14 protein-coding genes are annotated in these 13,704 nt (G+C 32.3%); 10 read left to right on the top strand and 4 right to left on the bottom strand.

Annotated elements, in window-relative coordinates; all coding sequences use genetic code 11:
* Positions 1-124 precede the first annotated feature (124 nt).
* The 8 genes from Q0783_RS14985 to Q0783_RS14950 all read left to right on the top strand — a co-directional run bounded on the left by Q0783_RS14985 (position 125) and on the right by Q0783_RS14950 (position 8,544).
* The gene (locus tag Q0783_RS14985; protein ID WP_298896472.1) at positions 125-1,054 is read left to right on the top strand and encodes a DNA/RNA non-specific endonuclease; all 930 of its coding nucleotides are present in this window, start codon (positions 125-127) and stop codon (positions 1,052-1,054) included.
* A gap of 8 nt (positions 1,055-1,062) precedes the next feature.
* A complete protein-coding gene (locus Q0783_RS14980; RefSeq protein ID WP_298896470.1) occupies positions 1,063-2,025 on the top strand; it encodes a CHAT domain-containing protein in 963 nt (320 codons plus the stop codon).
* A complete protein-coding gene (locus Q0783_RS14975; RefSeq protein ID WP_298896467.1) occupies positions 2,013-3,086 on the top strand; it encodes a hypothetical protein in 1,074 nt (357 codons plus the stop codon). Before Q0783_RS14980 ends, Q0783_RS14975 begins: the two co-directional genes overlap by 13 nt.
* A gap of 67 nt (positions 3,087-3,153) precedes the next feature.
* On the top strand, positions 3,154-5,184 hold the full coding sequence (locus tag Q0783_RS14970) for a M13 family metallopeptidase (RefSeq protein WP_298896465.1): 2,031 nt from the start codon (positions 3,154-3,156) through the stop codon (positions 5,182-5,184).
* A 24-nt stretch (positions 5,185-5,208) separates the two neighbouring features.
* Positions 5,209-5,667 (top strand): GNAT family N-acetyltransferase, encoded by a 459-nt coding sequence (locus Q0783_RS14965; RefSeq protein ID WP_298896464.1) that lies wholly within the window; start codon positions 5,209-5,211, stop codon positions 5,665-5,667.
* A gap of 112 nt (positions 5,668-5,779) precedes the next feature.
* On the top strand, positions 5,780-6,205 hold the full coding sequence (locus Q0783_RS14960; protein WP_298896462.1) for a hypothetical protein: 426 nt from the start codon (positions 5,780-5,782) through the stop codon (positions 6,203-6,205).
* Between the two features lie 157 nt (positions 6,206-6,362).
* Positions 6,363-7,463 (top strand): type 1 glutamine amidotransferase domain-containing protein, encoded by a 1,101-nt coding sequence (locus tag Q0783_RS14955; protein WP_298896460.1) that lies wholly within the window; start codon positions 6,363-6,365, stop codon positions 7,461-7,463.
* Between the two features lie 31 nt (positions 7,464-7,494).
* A complete protein-coding gene (locus Q0783_RS14950; RefSeq protein ID WP_298896458.1) occupies positions 7,495-8,544 on the top strand; it encodes a helix-turn-helix domain-containing protein in 1,050 nt (349 codons plus the stop codon).
* Between the two features lie 2 nt (positions 8,545-8,546).
* Here Q0783_RS14950 and Q0783_RS14945 read toward each other — a convergent pair whose 3' ends face one another.
* Both Q0783_RS14945 and Q0783_RS14940 read right to left on the bottom strand, forming a co-directional pair.
* Positions 8,547-9,329 carry a hypothetical protein gene (locus tag Q0783_RS14945; protein ID WP_298896456.1) on the bottom strand — a complete coding sequence of 261 codons (783 nt, stop codon included), beginning with the start codon at positions 9,327-9,329 and terminating at the stop codon, positions 8,547-8,549.
* Positions 9,330-9,506: 177 nt separating this feature from the next.
* Positions 9,507-9,869 carry a hypothetical protein gene (locus tag Q0783_RS14940; RefSeq protein WP_298896454.1) on the bottom strand — a complete coding sequence of 121 codons (363 nt, stop codon included), beginning with the start codon at positions 9,867-9,869 and terminating at the stop codon, positions 9,507-9,509.
* Between the two features lie 216 nt (positions 9,870-10,085).
* Here Q0783_RS14940 and Q0783_RS14935 point away from each other — a divergent pair, with 216 nt between their 5' ends.
* Positions 10,086-10,658, top strand: coding sequence for a hypothetical protein (locus Q0783_RS14935; RefSeq protein ID WP_298896453.1), 573 nt, complete (start codon positions 10,086-10,088; stop codon positions 10,656-10,658).
* A 74-nt stretch (positions 10,659-10,732) separates the two neighbouring features.
* On the top strand, positions 10,733-11,614 hold the full coding sequence (locus Q0783_RS14930; RefSeq protein ID WP_298896451.1) for a hypothetical protein: 882 nt from the start codon (positions 10,733-10,735) through the stop codon (positions 11,612-11,614).
* A gap of 287 nt (positions 11,615-11,901) precedes the next feature.
* Here the strand turns inward: Q0783_RS14930 and Q0783_RS14925 are convergent, their stop codons facing one another.
* Positions 11,902-12,597 carry a LytTR family DNA-binding domain-containing protein gene (locus Q0783_RS14925; protein WP_298896449.1) on the bottom strand — a complete coding sequence of 232 codons (696 nt, stop codon included), beginning with the start codon at positions 12,595-12,597 and terminating at the stop codon, positions 11,902-11,904.
* Positions 12,590-13,600 (bottom strand): histidine kinase, encoded by a 1,011-nt coding sequence (locus tag Q0783_RS14920; protein ID WP_298896447.1) that lies wholly within the window; start codon positions 13,598-13,600, stop codon positions 12,590-12,592. Before Q0783_RS14920 ends, Q0783_RS14925 begins: the two co-directional genes overlap by 8 nt.
* Positions 13,601-13,704: the final 104 nt, after the last annotated feature.

The following is a 13,704-nucleotide window of genomic DNA, read 5'->3' as shown; positions in this document are numbered from 1 at the left end:
TTATTATTGAAAACTATAGAAGGATTAGAATAGATCATAATCTTACTTAATTCATTATCAATTCAATATATTTTACTATCTTAGTGTAGATCTCCCTAATAAGAACATATAAAATTGTGAAACAATGAGTTATATGCGTTCTTTTATGGATGATTTTGAGGTTTCAATTCCCGAAATTTCTTCCGTAGAAATTGAAAAAATAGAAGATAATGGTTTCGATATATCAGAATACTACCTTGATTATCTTAACTATAGTGTGCTACACAATCCTTTACGAAAGTTCCCTTATTTCACTGCTTGTAATATTCATGGCGATCTTTTTAAAAAAATTAATAGAGATGAACTTTTCTCAGGAAAAGGTGATAAATGGAAAAAAGATGAACGAATTCCAAAAGAAACTCAATTAGGACAAGAACTCTACGGAGCAGATAAAAGTGATTTTGATAAGGGTCATCTTACGAAACGAGAAGATGTACAATGGGCAACAAATCGCAACAAAGCCATTGAAGCAGCCGAATCGACTTTTTATTTTACTAATGCAATGCCTCAGGTAGATCGACTTAACAGAGGGGTTTGGAGAAGGATTGAAGATTATATTTTACATCATCAAACCGTAGAAAATAACATTAAAATTAATGTATTTACTGGACCTGTTTTTTTTGAAGATGATCCAGATTTTGTAACTAAAGTAAAAGATAATATCATACAAATTCCATATGTATTTTGGAAAGTGGTCTATTATAAAATGAATGGTGCCTTACATAGAACAGGGTTTATAACCAGTCAGAAACATCTATTAGAAAAACGACGAATTGTCAAACCTTCAGTTCGTGCTGAGGCAAAGCCAGAAAGTGATTTGTTCATGACTTTTAAAGATGCTGAAACGTATCAAGTAAGAGTAGAATTTATCGAGAAAACTTCTGGTCTTTCATTTCAGAAGGCAAATGAGAATTTTTTGGGCGAAACACCTGAAGAACTCATATTGTCTGGTGTAGATGTACGTTCAGAAGACAGCTTAAGTATTGAAAAAGTTAGTATTAATATAACGTTATAATTTTTTTTGTGATAAAGATATTATTCATAAAAGTTAATCCTATAGGAACAAAGAATCTCAGACTCGGAAACGAAGAGAAAGAGATTCGGAATGCGCTGCAGGCAAGTACAAATAGAGGTGATTTCGAATTTCATACTAGAGACGCAGTTACAATAGAGGATTTACATCGAGACTTAGAACAAATCAAGCCCAATATTTTGCACATTTCTGGTCATGGAAATAAAGAAGGTGTGCTTTTTTTTAATGATAGTGAAGGCTATAAAAAAGAAATTAATGTCTTAGAATTTTGTGACTATTTAAATAATTACAAAGCTCATGTGACATGCGTATTTCTTAACGCTTGCTTTAGTTTGAACGGGATAGATACATTAGAAAAACAACATGCACATATAATTGGAATGCGCGATGAAATTCCGAATGATACGGCTGTTAAATTTGCCAAAGCATTTTACACATCCCATTTCAATGGAAAATCGGTTGAAGAGTCCTTTAATACAGCCAAAAGTATTGTAAGAATGGACGATTATGATGAAGATTTAATTCCAAAACTTTTAGCATCAGAACATCTCATAAAAAAAGATGATGATGATAAATTGGGAGAATCTAAATTGAGACTCATATCTGAGGCAGAAATTGAAAATGCTAAAACAGAAAGCAAACAAAACATTAAAGAGTTTACCATTTGGATGATTGTTCTTGGCACTATTGCTGTTATTGGGACCATTTTTTCAATTATATATGATCAAGGCAAATTTCTAACTACTGTTAGTAGCGCTGGTCCTACAAGTATTATTTTCTTTCCATTTCGTTGGCGAATGACAGAAAAAGAGTGTATTAATGCTATTGCAGAAATGGGCATAAGACGTCTTCAATTTCTTGAACGACCACAATTAACAGATAGTGAAATAGAAACATTCAACAAGCAGTTTTTTAAGATAAGAGAACTAAAACTAAAGCGATGGATAAAATAGAAGAACGAATCAAAGAAATTGAAGAACGTAATAAGAAATCTAATAAAATAAATTTATTAGTGGGTTTAGTTATTCTACTTGGATTGGCCAGCTTCTATTTTTATAGTGCTCATATCCAAGCAGAAAAAAACAGACAGATCGCTAACACCAAGCAAGAACTAGAAATAAAAGCATTAGAAAAGAAAAATGAAGAATTAAGAGCCCTAATAGCCGAACAACAAGTAGATTCTATACAGAAGTATGCTGTATATAGTGCAAATGAAGTAAAGGAACAATTGAATGAAATACGGAAATCTACAACTAATACTCAAATCTTGAAATCTGTAGATTCTATTGAAACTAGAGTTAATATAATTAAAAAATTCGCATCAGACACTGTTGCCATTCGATACTATAAAAGGAAATTAGATGGCGACGTTGTAGAAAAAGTAATTAGAGGAATAGAATCTCCTCATTACATTTTTGACTCCGTTATAAATGTAGCAGATAGAAATAAAGTAAATACTATATATTATGGTGATTTAGTTAAAAAACAATACGCAGAAGAATTGGCATTACGTTTAAAGAAAAATGGAATTAATATTGTAAGCGTCAAGCCTTTTAAAAGCAAAAAAGGATACGACTGGAAGAAAATTACTGTGCAAATAGAATTTGAATCAACGAAAGTCGAAGATGTTAAAAATAATGATTGGCAAATAAGATTGTATTCCTACAAACCAGATGAAAGAATTAAAAAGCGTATTGAATATCTTATTGGCAAAAGTGGTTTTAAATTGACGGTTTTTCCAGATTGGGAAGAAAAAATGTCATTTTTTTCAAATAAACCTACGGTTTTATATTACACTCAGAGCAATAGCAATAAAGCACAACAAATTGCAAAACAATTGTCTGAAGCCACAAAAGTTAACTTTAGTACTGCATTGGGCACTGGATATGGTGTTTCTGAAAAAGATAAAAACAACATGTTCATTATACACTATAATGGAGATCCAAATTCAGATTCGAGATCAAGAATTATTACAAAGCAGCAGCAACAACCGAGAACAACAAAAAAATATTAACGAAATATTAAAGATGATCATGCGCGATTAGAAATGTATATCTTTGGGAAAACAAATATCACTTTCTATGAAAACGCTTCGTTACTTCTCATTGATTTTACTCGTACTTTTTTCTTGCAAAAACGACAAAACATCTGACAATACCAATACTGATATAGTTATCAAGCCTGTAGTGTTTGATGGTATAGATTCTTCTATTAAGCCAGGAGATGACTTTTTTAATCATGTCAACAAAAAGTGGTTTGAAAACGCAGTTATTGCAGATGATCAAATTGGTGTAGGTGCTTATAGGTTTTTAAACATTCCACAACAGGAATTATTAAAGACTATTTTGGAAGAGATATCTCAAAAGGAGCACCCAGTAGGTAGTATAGAACAAAAAGTAGGTGATTTTTTCGCTTCAGGAATGGACACGATAAGTATTAACAAGCGTGGACTAAAACCAATTCAACCTATTTTAGACAACATTAATGCTATTAGTGATATTGAAGGAATACTAACTTTTGTTGCAACACAGTTGAAGTCTGGAGATTATTCTATGTTGGCTCCTTACGTATCACCCGATCAAGAAAACAGCTCACTAAATATACTACACTTTGCACAAACTGGGCTGGGCTTACCAGACCGTGATTATTATTTCTCAGATAATGCTTCAGTAAAACAAATTCAAGAGGCTTATAAAACATATTTAACAACACTTTTTGAGTTAGTTGGCGATGCTAATGCTAAAGTAAATGCCGAAACCGTCTACAACATAGAGAAGCAATTAGCTGAATCACACAAAACTAGAATTGAAAGAAGGGATGTTAAAGCGAACTACAACAAAATGTCTGTTTCAGAATTAAACAAAAGCCATAAAAACATTAATTGGACTGACCTATTAAATATTTTAGGAGCAAAAGTCGATTCTGTAGATGTGGCTCAACCAACTTATTATGATAATTTAAATACAATGTTATCATCTGTGTCTTTAGACCATTGGAAGCTTTATTTAAAGGCAAATTCTATTGGGTCTCATGATAATATTCTAAGTCAGCCCTTTCAAGATGCATCTTTCGAATATTCAAAAATACTATCTGGACAATCAGAACAGCAACCACGTGCAAAGCGTATGGTACGCAGAGTAGACGGACAAATTGGATTTGCTTTAGGACAGTTATATGTAAAGCGTTATTTTAATGAAGATGCAAAAAAGCGAGCATTGGAATTAGTCAATAATTTCCAAAAAGTACTAGAAAAACGTATTGATAACTTAGATTGGATGAGTGATAGTACTAAGGTAAAGGCCAAAGACAAACTTTATGCTATTAATAAAAAAATAGGATATCCAGATGTTTGGCGTACCTATGACGTATCTATTGATCGCAATCAATTTTTTGAGAATGTAGTTGCATTACGACAGGACGCCTATCAATATCAATTAAATCAACTTAATAAAGCGCCTAATAGAGATCAATGGGGAACAACACCATCTACAGTGACAGCGTATTATAATCCGTCACTCAATGAAATTGTATTTCCTGCTGGTATTTTACAAGCACCATATTTTGATTTGTATGCTGATGATGCCGCAAATTATGGAGGAATAGGAATGGTTATAGGTCATGAATTTACACATGCCTTTGATGATCAAGGTGCGCAATTTGATAAAAACGGAAATGTATCAAATTGGTGGACTGAAGAAGACTACACAAAATTTAAAGCTAAAACGCAACAAATTGTTGAACAATACAACGCATTTACAGTATTAGATAGTGTACATTTAAAAGGAGCTTTAACTGTTGGCGAAAATACTGCAGATAATGGTGGTATTGCTATTGCATATGATGCTTTTAAAATGACAGAACAAGGCCAAGACACAATAAAAATAGGAGGGTATACACCAGATCAACGCTTCTTTTTGTCTATTGCTAATATTTGGCGTGTTAAGATGCGTGAGGCCTACTTACGTAATTATGTTGCCAACGACCCACATTCACCTCCAATTTGGCGTGTTAACGGACCTTTAATGAACTTCACTCCATTTTATGAGGCTTTTGATGTGAAGCCAGGCGAAGCCAATTATAGGGCAGAAGAGGAGCGGATTAAGATTTGGTAAGCTTCCCAAACAATTCAGATAGATATGATTTTTAGAGAAGCCAATAGAGATGATGTTTCGGCTATTGTAGCTATGATAGCCGATGATGATCTTGGCAAAAAAAGAGAAAATTTTCAAAGCCCACTGCCTAGTGTTTACTATACCGCATTTGAAAATATAAGCAGAGATAAAAACCAAATGCTAACTGTTATTGAAAATGATAAAGAAGAAATCATTGGCACATTACAATTGTCTTTTATACAATATCTTACCTATTGTGGAGGGATTAGAGCACAGATTGAGGCGGTAAGAATCCGAAAGGATTATAGAGGAACAGGTTTAGGTACCGAACTTTTTAAATGGGCGATTAATAAAGCTAAAGAACGAAACGCTCATGTACTACAATTAACTACTGATAAAAAACGACCAGAGGCCTTAGAATTTTATAAAAAAATAGGATTTGTGGCATCTCATGAAGGCATGAAGTTACATTTTAACTCATAAGCTTTTATACTTTTGAACCTTTGTTTTGGTGAGAAATATTTGAGCAAAAGCAAACTTTTTCAGGAGTTGTTAAACTTAAGTTGTTATATAGATGAATCAAACAACAACTATTATGAAAAAGATACTAATTTTATTATTGGCATTAACGATGTTAAACTGCTCATCAGATGATTATAATTCTGATGACAATCAAATCACGCCTGAAGCAACTATTCTTGGTAGATGGGTGCCAGTGGGTTTTGAAAGCACTATTCGATATGAGTTTACGGATACTAAACGCTTTAATATTTATAGTGTTGATGGATCATTTCCAACACTCGAAGAATTTAACCAACAAAATCCAGAATTAGTCGGTTTAGATTGGTTTTATGAAGGAGACAAAGTAACCATAGACCTTAACTTTGGAAATTTCTCTACATTAACTCCGCAATTCACTTGCGACAATTACGTATTGAAATGGATTAATGATGACGGCGAAACACATAGTGTTTATTTTAGAGAAGGGTATGATATCAACAGTTGTTCAGATATAGAATAACAATTTAGTTTTTAGTATATAAGAAGCGCTACAATCGGTTTAATTGTAGCGCTTTTTTTAATTATTAAATAATTTTTAGTCTAACGGAATTATCATTTCGTCAGTATTTATGAACGTCTTTTCTGTATTTAGCAAAACAATCATAAAACAAGATGAAATGAAAAGTAAAAAATATAAGATACTAAAATGGACATTAGGCGTTCTTGCAACTATCATTGTACTATTGGTATGTTTAGGTTTTTGGATTAAGAACCTAGTGCCTCCAAGACAAATGGAGTTGGAGTCGAGTAAAACTGAAAATCTTACTTATGTGGCCAAAAATGTGCCAGAGCCTCGCGGAAAAATATTAGCTGTTGTCACAAGTACAAGCACAATGGGAATGAGTGGGAAGAGCACAGGATATGAGTTGACCGAATTAGCAAGAGCTTACTATGTCTTTACTGCTAACGGTTTCGAAGTTGATATCGCAAGTCCGTTAGGAGGGAAGCCTCCTGTTGTTATAGATGATGAGGATATGGGTGAATACGATTATGCTTTTTTGAATGATTCTGAAGCTCAACATAAGGCTAATAATACGATCAAGATTGACAACGTAATAACAACCGATTATGAAGCTGTATATTTTGTAGGTGGTAAAGGTGCTATGTTCGACTTTCCAAATAATGCAGCTATACAAGCAATTATTAAAGAGTACTATCAAGAAAGAAAAGTGATTGGAGCCGTATGTCATGGACCAGCGGCTTTGGTTAATGTCACCTTAGACAATGGTCAGCATTTAGTGGAAAACAAGACAGTAAGTAGTTTTACTAATAAAGAGGAATTGTTACTTATTTCAGATGCCGAAACCATATTCCCTTTTTTATTGCAAGATAAATTGATAGAAGGAGGAGCTCGTTTTAATGAAGGCAGCATGTATTTAGAAAAAATGAGCCATGATGATAATCTCATTACAGGTCAAAATCCTTGGTCAGTATGGGTTTTAGCCGAAACCATGGTTAAACAGTTAGGATATACACCAAAAACGAGACCTATTACAGGTGAAGAAAATGCAGTTAGTGTTTTGCTAACCTATGAACGAGAAGGGATTGACAAAGCCAAAGCACTCATGGAGCATATCATGCATGGAAAAGAGGAACCTATGAGTAGGTTATTAGTTACTAAGCATAGTATTATTGGTGTTATGCAAGGCGATGTAAAACGCTTTACAAATATTCTCCGACTGGCATCTTATGCTAAGAAATTAGACTCAAGAGAATAAAAATTTGGCTACATTTGAATAAAATAGCGTATTGAATTTTTCAGACATACTTCTTATCATAATAAGTAGCGCAGGACTCTTACACGGTGTTCTATTCGCTACTTTTTTGTGTTTCTTTAAAAAGAGACGGTCGGTTACAAATATACTTTTAGGACTCATTCTATATTTTATGGCCTTTAGAATTGGGAAATCGGTCATGCTCAATTTTGGTAGCGATTTAGAACCCATTTTTATATTCGCAGGTTTAGCACTTTTATTGTTAATTGGTCCGCTATTACGTTGGTATGTATTGGGTATGACACATGAAAATTACAAGCTGCCAAAAAATTATTTAGTAGAATTAGTGCCCTTTGCAACTGTGTTTTCTTTGAGTTTTTTTGTAACGAAAAATTGGTTCGATAGTAACAGTAAAGAAGTCATTGCTGTATTCGCCAGTGTCCTTATCTTTATTTATTTACACTTGGCGTTTTATATTTATAGTTCAGGACGTATAATACAACGTGTAAAAAAATCATATAAAGATGTCCTACTCACCAAATCTCAAAGAGCTATTTTTAATTGGCTACAGCTACTTATTATAGGATTTATATTTATCTGGTTGTCTTATTGTTTAAATATTATAGAAGATGCTGTTCCGTATGTGACTGGACCTATTGTATACTCTTTGGTCATTTATTTTTTAAGTTATAAAGCATTTCAGTTAAAAGTTATGGATATTGACGGTTCAATATTTAAGCAAAATGATGATGCCGTTTTATATCATAGAATATCAAAATTACTTGAAGAAGAAAAACTTTATCTCGACCCACAATTATCATTATTAAGCTTAGGAAAACACATAGGTAAAGGCACTCAGAAAACCTCTGAAATTATTAACCAATATGCGAAACAGAACTTTAACGATTTTATCAATTATTATCGCATTCAAGATGCGAAAGCTTTGCTGTTAGATGATTCTTCGCAAAATTTCACTATAGCTTCTATAGCTTTTGACGTTGGATTTAGTAGCCTATCGTCATTCAATTCTGCTTTTAAAAAGTTTGAAAAGACGACGCCTTCAACTTATCGTAAAAACATCTAATACTACTCACAAGAACACCATGCTAAACCACCTATTGGCCAGTATCTCACACATTTCTTCTTACAATTAATGACCATACATCTTATATTGAATGTATAACTGCAAAATCCATAACCAGGGCAATTACAGTCGCCACCCTTGTCTTCACAGGATTGAGAACAAGCAATATTGGAGCAGTCCCATTCGATATATTTGAAACAATCGATCTCATCAAGTTCAGAAGATCCTATTGATATTTTCGAATTAGTAGGATGCTCAATACCCTGCATTTCTCTTAATATCAATAACTCATAGTCGTTAACCTTTAAGGTACCCATAGTCATACGATCAACATTGATATAGGCTAGTGATCCAATATCTTCAATTGAAAAATCAGTGAGTGTCTCGATTGGTTCCCAACCTAATTCAGCAAATTGTTCTGTACGATCCACGTCGATAACTTCCCAAGGTACATCACCCCAAACGACTTTACCAGATAATTGCCCTATTTGTAGAATACCATTTTTAGGACTACGATACATTGCTATAGATTCTATAGCGACAAGATAACGTCCGTAATCACAGTTATTCATGAACATTTGAGTTCCTTTTAATGCATCTACATTGCTAATTGTCTTTCCATATTTGGCGTTAGCATCTATAAATGTACTATCCTGTACAACAGATTCTTCACTTTGAATTGTTTCTTCTTTGGTACCTGAATCACATGATATGATAATGGTACAGATCATAATTAATACTAGTGCTACAGGAACACTATGGCGGATTGATTTTAAAAGTTTCATATGGATTGATTTATGTTACATGTTGTCACCTCAGTTGAAGAAGAATTGTGGAGACTACTTGCCAAAACTGTATCCTGTAAGATAAGCATTTAGGGTGAGAATATCAAATAAAGTATTTTACAACTATTTGATAATGAGGTTTCTATTGAAAGAGTATTCTGATAGAAATTTATAATCCTATTCGTTAGATCTTAAATACTGAACTGCACCAGCATTAAGCTGAAAGTCTAGGTCTGAAATGAAGCCATCTATTTTACCATCAGAAAAAAAGGTTTTGATATGAGGTAGGAAAGCTAAAATCTCTATGTAATATAGCCTAAGCTTTTCTGAACTTGCATTCACTTCATTTTCTGAGCACCAATTTAAAAAGTCTAATGATTCATCAATATAAGACAATTCATTAAGTACAAGCACTAAATTCAATAGTGGGTTTTGGTTCGCTAAATCCTGATATTCATCATTAATAAGAACCACTATTGTGTTGTCTCTAAATTTAAACTGCAAAGAATCCAACCCAGAGTGTATATGATGGTTTTTCATATGGTTAATTTCAACCTTATGTGTTGTGTAAAAATCTTTAAGTTGTTGCAGTTCTGTGTGCATCTATTATTGTACTTATTATTGCGCTATCTATCTGGTAAAATCTGGTAGATAATACTTAAAATGTTCTACTAAAGTAAAACTAAAATGATAGAATTTATTTATGAATACAATTTTAATGTAACTTTAAAACAAGTTATTAACATATGAATTTTTATGGAACCACAGGACAGTTATTTAATACAGGAATACGAATCTGCAGTAAAATTAACCTTTCACATCGACGAATTAAGGAACAAATTATCTAGTATATTCCTATCACTCACCACAATTTTTGGAGGTATTGTTGCTTTATTATTTGAAAATAAAATATTAAATAACGATATCGATCAGTATAAATCATTATCCTTGATTATGATATTTATTAGCGTTATTGGTTTTATCATGATCTGTATTTTAGGTAGACTACGAAAAGTACAGTTTGAACATTTTAATATTATTAATAATATTAGAGGTTATTTTATAGGTAACGATGATAAATTAAAAGAGGTCGTTATTTTAAATAATAATACACTGCCTAAAGAGACATTATATTCTGGTAGTTATTTATGGTCTGCTATTATTATGATTGGCTCTAGTATTATTTTTGCATTTGCAATGCATTTAAATAATTTTACAGATAGCCAAGCATCTGATCCCAATTATATGATTGGATGGTTTATAGTATTCTTTCTAGTTTGTAATGCTGCGTATTTCTTACTTTGCCGATATACCTATCAAAATAAATAACGAAATTTATGCGTTGAGATAGTAGAATTAAATATTAAAAATAGGTTGACGCCATTATATTAAACTCACAAACTATGAAAGTTCAAATTTATATAATCGTAATACTGTTATTATGCATTGGAAGTAGTGGTGTTGATGATAACCTCAAATATCTAAAACAAAAGCCGCCTTCAACAACTCCAGAAGTATTTGCTCCAGGACTTATTTCTAAAACGAATGAATATGAATTTGGTTCGGTTTTCAATAAAGATGCTACCGAATTCTTTTATGGTGTTACCATAAATGGAAAGGAAGAGATCCGCTATTCTAAACTTATAGGAACAGAATGGAGTTCACCTAAAACCATTATGAAACATGAAAAATATGGTTATAACGATCCGTTTCTATCTCCAGATGAGCGGCGCTTGTACTTTATATCTATACGTGCACTAGATGGAGTAGGTGAACCCAAAGATTATGATATCTGGTATGCCGAACGATTAGATACTGGCTGGTCTGAACCTATTAATGCAGGATCTAATATTAACTCTGAAGCCGATGAATATTACATCTCGTTTACTAACGATGGTACCATGTATTTTTCATCTAGCAAAATCAACTCCAATTTCGATATCTACACCTCAACATATAAAAACGGTAAATTTCAGAAAGCCGTAGCATTGTCAGACGCCATAAATACATCACATTATGAAGCTGATGTGTTTGTTGCACCAGACGAGTCATATGTCATTTTTTGTGCGACAAGACCAGAAGGTTTAGGTAGAGGAGATCTTTATATCAGTTTTAAAAATGATGATAACACATGGACTAAGTCTGTAACTATGGGAGATGTGATTAATACCAAAGGACATGAATTATGTCCATTCGTAACCAAAGACGGAAAGTATTTCTTTTATACAAGCAATCAAGATATTTATTGGGTGAGTACAGATATTTTAGAGCATTACAGACAATAGACCATTCAGTTATGCCCATACTATTAAAAACAAAAGCAGACATAAATCTTGTGCTTCGAAATGACCAATATCATTTCTCAAACCATTGACAGCGAGTAACTTTAGTGCTTATTCTAAAAACTAGCACTAATGAAAAATATTACTATTTTAATTTTTTCTTCTTCTCAGTACTGGCCTTTAGTCAGTCTGAAGAAAGAAAAGATATCTTAATCGATAAAATGGGTAAACTAATTTTAAAAGTGTCGTAGAAGGGAAGCAACATATAACAGAAACCAGAATTAACCATGTTATAACTTCGATAAAACCTCCAGTTTTTTAAACACAACAACCTTATACATAGCGCTTACAGGCACTTTTTTGTCTTCAATAAATAAATGCGTTCTGTTAGCTTTTGTAACTCTTTCCAAATTGGCGATATATGATTTATGAGTGCGTTGGAAATTGTCAGATAGTGATGTCGTTATATTAATAAGTGTTTCTGAGATAAGATACATTCTTGAATCTGTGAAAATTTTCAAATAATTTCCAAAACTCTGAATATATAGAATTGATTTAAACGAGATATTAACAGGTATTCCATCATGTTTTATTTGAAGCTCTTTATTAGCATCACTTTTTTTTGGTTCCGCTATTTTTGAGGTCGAAACTTTATTAATGGCTTTTAAAAAGCGTTCGAGTTTTATAGGTTTCAATAAATAATCTACGACACCATAATTATAACTTTCTAAGGCATATTCAGAATAAGCTGTGGTTAAAATAACTTTAGGAGGCTTTATCATAGAACGCAAAATTTCCATCCCATTAAGTTCAGGCATTTCTATATCCAGAAAAATAAGATCAACGTCATTTTGTTGAATAAAATTGACAAATTCAATCGAATTTCCTGTACTTACTACTAATTCAAAGTTGTCAATTTTTGAGCAATACTCTTCTAACACTTTACGTGCAAGCTGCTCATCATCTACGATTCCGATTTTAATCATTATCTGTTTTTTTTAATATTGAAACTGTCAAATCAATAGACAAATTTACACGATATTCTTTGCTCGCATTATCAATGTCTAAGGCATGTGAATTAGGATATAAAAGGTTTAGACGTCTCTTCACATTTTCAAGTCCCATTCCTTTTCTATTTGACTCAGTCACCATGGAAGGCTTAGAATTTACCACACAAAAGTAAAGAGTGCCATTTTTAATGGAGACAGAAATATCTATTGTACTCTGTTCATTTGTACTTTGAGCACCATGTTTAATCGCATTTTCAACAAATGGGATGAGTAACATTGGAGAAATTCTTAAACTTGAAAGATCGCCTTCAATTAAAAATTCAACAGTACAACGCTTACTCAGTCTTTTTTCTTCAAGTAGTAAATAATTTTCTATAAACTCAAGTTCTTCTTTTAATAAAACAGACTCCATTTTAGAACTCTCTAATTGGTATCGCATTAATTCTGAAAGTTGCATGACAAGGTCAGGAGTTTCTAATGATTGTTCCCTCGAAAGCGAATAAATACTATTTAAAGAATTGAATAAAAAATGTGGGTTCACCTGTGCTTTTAAATAATTAAGCTCCATTTCTTTTTGCAATTTTTCTTTCTCGTCATTTTCCTTTTGGATAAGTGTATTTCTTCTTAAGAAAAAAACAGCCATTCCAGCTCCAGTGGTATAAAGAAGAAAGAAGAATATTTTAGATGTACCAGACCAAGTTCCTGTTCTGAAGTAGGAAAAAATTAATAAGCTTCCAATGAGCAGTATGGCATATAAAACATACTTTTTCTTATCTAAGAAAAATGGAATAAGAATAAAATGATTTACCCAAATGAAACCCATAATCATAACAGTATAATCAAGTCCATGTGCGTAAAAAGAATAACTATCATCAAAATTATCTTTGAAAAACAAATTACTTACTGTTTCAAGTAAAAAAACCAATAAAAAGGCTCCTATATTAAGAAGAATAGTGTTCTTCAATGATCGTTTAAACATATACGCTTTTATTAAAATGATAAAGATACTATCTACAAAGGCATTATTCTATAATTTCTTATGAAAGCCATATATCAATGATGAAATGACTTTGTCATTTAACC

It is taken from the genome of uncultured Psychroserpens sp. (genome assembly GCF_947500255.1).
In the GTDB taxonomy this organism is placed as follows: domain Bacteria; phylum Bacteroidota; class Bacteroidia; order Flavobacteriales; family Flavobacteriaceae; genus Psychroserpens.
The sequence above is the reverse complement of the archived record's forward strand: the minus strand, read 5'-3'. Positions and strand labels throughout refer to the sequence as shown.

What these genes read in the sequence shown, in the direction of transcription:
- Q0783_RS14925 (WP_298896449.1), bottom strand. Translation starts at nt 12,597, where the DNA reads ATGATTAAAATCGGAATCGTAGATGATGAGCAGCTTGCACGTAAAGTG.
- Q0783_RS14965 (WP_298896464.1), top strand. Translation starts at nt 5,209, where the DNA reads ATGATTTTTAGAGAAGCCAATAGAGATGATGTTTCGGCTATTGTAGCT.
- Q0783_RS14945 (WP_298896456.1), bottom strand. Translation starts at nt 9,329, where the DNA reads ATGAAACTTTTAAAATCAATCCGCCATAGTGTTCCTGTAGCACTAGTA.
- Q0783_RS14960 (WP_298896462.1), top strand. Translation starts at nt 5,780, where the DNA reads ATGAAAAAGATACTAATTTTATTATTGGCATTAACGATGTTAAACTGC.
- Q0783_RS14920 (WP_298896447.1), bottom strand. Translation starts at nt 13,600, where the DNA reads ATGTTTAAACGATCATTGAAGAACACTATTCTTCTTAATATAGGAGCC.
- Q0783_RS14970 (WP_298896465.1), top strand. Translation starts at nt 3,154, where the DNA reads ATGAAAACGCTTCGTTACTTCTCATTGATTTTACTCGTACTTTTTTCT.
- Q0783_RS14940 (WP_298896454.1), bottom strand. Translation starts at nt 9,869, where the DNA reads ATGAAAAACCATCATATACACTCTGGGTTGGATTCTTTGCAGTTTAAA.
- Q0783_RS14985 (WP_298896472.1), top strand. Translation starts at nt 125, where the DNA reads ATGAGTTATATGCGTTCTTTTATGGATGATTTTGAGGTTTCAATTCCC.
- Q0783_RS14935 (WP_298896453.1), top strand. Translation starts at nt 10,086, where the DNA reads ATGGAACCACAGGACAGTTATTTAATACAGGAATACGAATCTGCAGTA.
- Q0783_RS14955 (WP_298896460.1), top strand. Translation starts at nt 6,363, where the DNA reads ATGAAAAGTAAAAAATATAAGATACTAAAATGGACATTAGGCGTTCTT.
- Q0783_RS14930 (WP_298896451.1), top strand. Translation starts at nt 10,733, where the DNA reads ATGAAAGTTCAAATTTATATAATCGTAATACTGTTATTATGCATTGGA.
- Q0783_RS14975 (WP_298896467.1), top strand. Translation starts at nt 2,013, where the DNA reads ATGGATAAAATAGAAGAACGAATCAAAGAAATTGAAGAACGTAATAAG.